This window comes from Halobacillus sp. (assembly GCF_049282395.1).
Classification (GTDB): domain Bacteria; phylum Bacillota; class Bacilli; order Bacillales; family Halobacillaceae; genus Halobacillus.
On record NZ_JBAPTY010000203.1, the window covers coordinates 1 to 1,991 of the forward strand.

Here is a 1,991-nt window from a genome sequence, read left to right on the forward strand (position 1 = left end):
TACGAATCTATTACCTTTTCGTCTAATTCTGTAGCTTATTAAAGTGTTTTGTAGATAGAAGTGAAATGAAAATGTCATATGATATAATGAAAGAAACGAAAAATAAGGGATGGAGTAAGATGACTATTAAAACTAAACGGGATATTGAAGAGTTGTTGTCGTCTTTTTGTGATTTCGCGCAGTACGATGAGAAGGGTGCCAAGCACTATCTGGTGTTTTCGGACAAGGAACGGAGCGGAGACTGGACACTGATGGTTTATCGTGATGGTTTGATCACGGCGCACGGCCGGGGAATCGATTATTGTGACGTAGGTGAGCGTGTATTGAAGCGGGAAGAAGCGGGTAAGTTTGTCTGGAAAAATCGTAAAGCGATTAATGCTGTAATTCGAGAGAAACGTAAGGTTACAACTTCATAAGCTTGATGCACAAAAAGAAGGCAGAGGTTCTATAAACCTCTGCCTTTCTTCATTTTTCATTCAATTTTTATTCGGTAATGCCTACCTGATTCAATCCATCTTCTGTGGCCTGGGCTTCTGCGCTGTTTTCGCCATACAGATCAACAGCTGACTGAATCAAGGATTCTCTCGCATGACTGAAATCAGAATCCGGGGTTAGATAAACGGTTAAAGCGCGATAATAGATCTGCCCTAGTTTATCTTTACCAATCTGTTCGCCTGTCAGATATGCAGCATGGTTGATGATGGAAGAATTAATATGGACACCGCCATTATCCAAATCTAATGGAAGATCATAGTACTCGTCCATGTGAGATGGATACTTCCCGTTTCCATCTCCATATGAGGTGTATTTTTCCCCAACTGCATACTTGCTAGGGTTGCTCAGACTGCGAAGGGAGGTACGGCCGGACTCTCTAGCGTCTTCTGCCATAATGTCTTCCCCGATTTCCCAGTCCTCCTCATCTACTAAAGCACCGAAGATATCCGAGAAGGCTTCATTAAGTGCTCCGGATTGGAAACGATATTTCAAGCCCGCGGAGTATGTCGTAACCCCGTGTGTCATTTCGTGCGCGGCTACGTCTAGACCGGCGGATAGAGGTACGAAGAATTCGCCATCTCCGTCTCCGTAGGTCATTTGCTCTCCGTTCCAAAAGGCGTTGTTATAATCCTGTCCAAAATGGACCGAGGATTTGATAGCCATACCTTCTCCATCAATGGAGTTACGATCATGTTCTTCCAGGTAATAATCGTAAACTTCTTCTGAGTTGTAGTGTGCATCCACAGCCGGGCTGTCATAAGAATCTTTAAATGATGCGTCTGGTGAGCTGAAAAGGACCCCAGGGAACTGAAGATCACTATCGCCCCATTGATTTTTCATATCATAGGTGTAAATCCCTTCAAGGTCCTCGTGGGAATTATCAAACAGGTAAAAGTTTGTTCCCGGTTGAACGGTTTTATCGTTTTTATGTGTGATATGAAGCTTACGGTGATCTCCTAACACACCAATTCCGGATCCCTTGGACGATTGATAATCCTGTGCGTGCATAATTTTGTTGTATTGATCGATAACTTCGCCGGAATTCGCATCGACATAAACAGACCAGTTCCCCGGATTGTCACCAAGGAAATTCACATTTACTTTATAAGCTAAATGATTTTTACCTTGAAACGAGTAATAAACAAGCTCTGAGTCTGGTGATTCTACCAGTTGGTCTGGAGCCTCAACTGCTTTATTAGCCAGTTTTATACTTTCCGAAGCTGATAGGGAAGCTTTAGAAGGAAGCCCTTCTTTTTCAATCGCTTCGTTGAATTGTCCACTTACCGATTGAACGCGATTATCGCTGCTGTAATGCACGGTAACCTCGTTCCCTTCGACAGGGATATTGTTTTTCTTCTGCTGGAGCTTGACGTGAGTCATACCCAGCTCATCTTTCGTGACTTTAGTAGATTCCAGACTGTCTTCTGGTTTATCCATATTGAACTTCGCTTTATTTTTATTTAAAAATTCTTTCGCAGCTTTGCCATCTGCTGATT

General features: G+C 42.9%; 2 protein-coding genes. One reads left to right on the forward strand and one right to left on the reverse strand.

The genetic code is table 11. The annotated features are described in order from the left end of the window. The first annotated feature begins 119 nt into the window (after nt 1-119). Nucleotides 120-416 (forward strand): hypothetical protein, encoded by a 297-nt coding sequence (locus WAM07_RS09185; protein ID WP_422166235.1) that lies wholly within the window; start codon nt 120-122, stop codon nt 414-416. A gap of 67 nt (nt 417-483) precedes the next feature. Here the strand turns inward: WAM07_RS09185 and WAM07_RS09190 are convergent. Beyond that, nucleotides 484-1,991, reverse strand: a 1,508-nt coding sequence (locus WAM07_RS09190; protein ID WP_422166237.1) for a M4 family metallopeptidase, incomplete at its 5' end; no start/stop codon positions are given.

What these genes read in the sequence shown, in the direction of transcription:
- WAM07_RS09185 (WP_422166235.1), top strand. Translation starts at nt 120, where the DNA reads ATGACTATTAAAACTAAACGGGATATTGAAGAGTTGTTGTCGTCTTTT.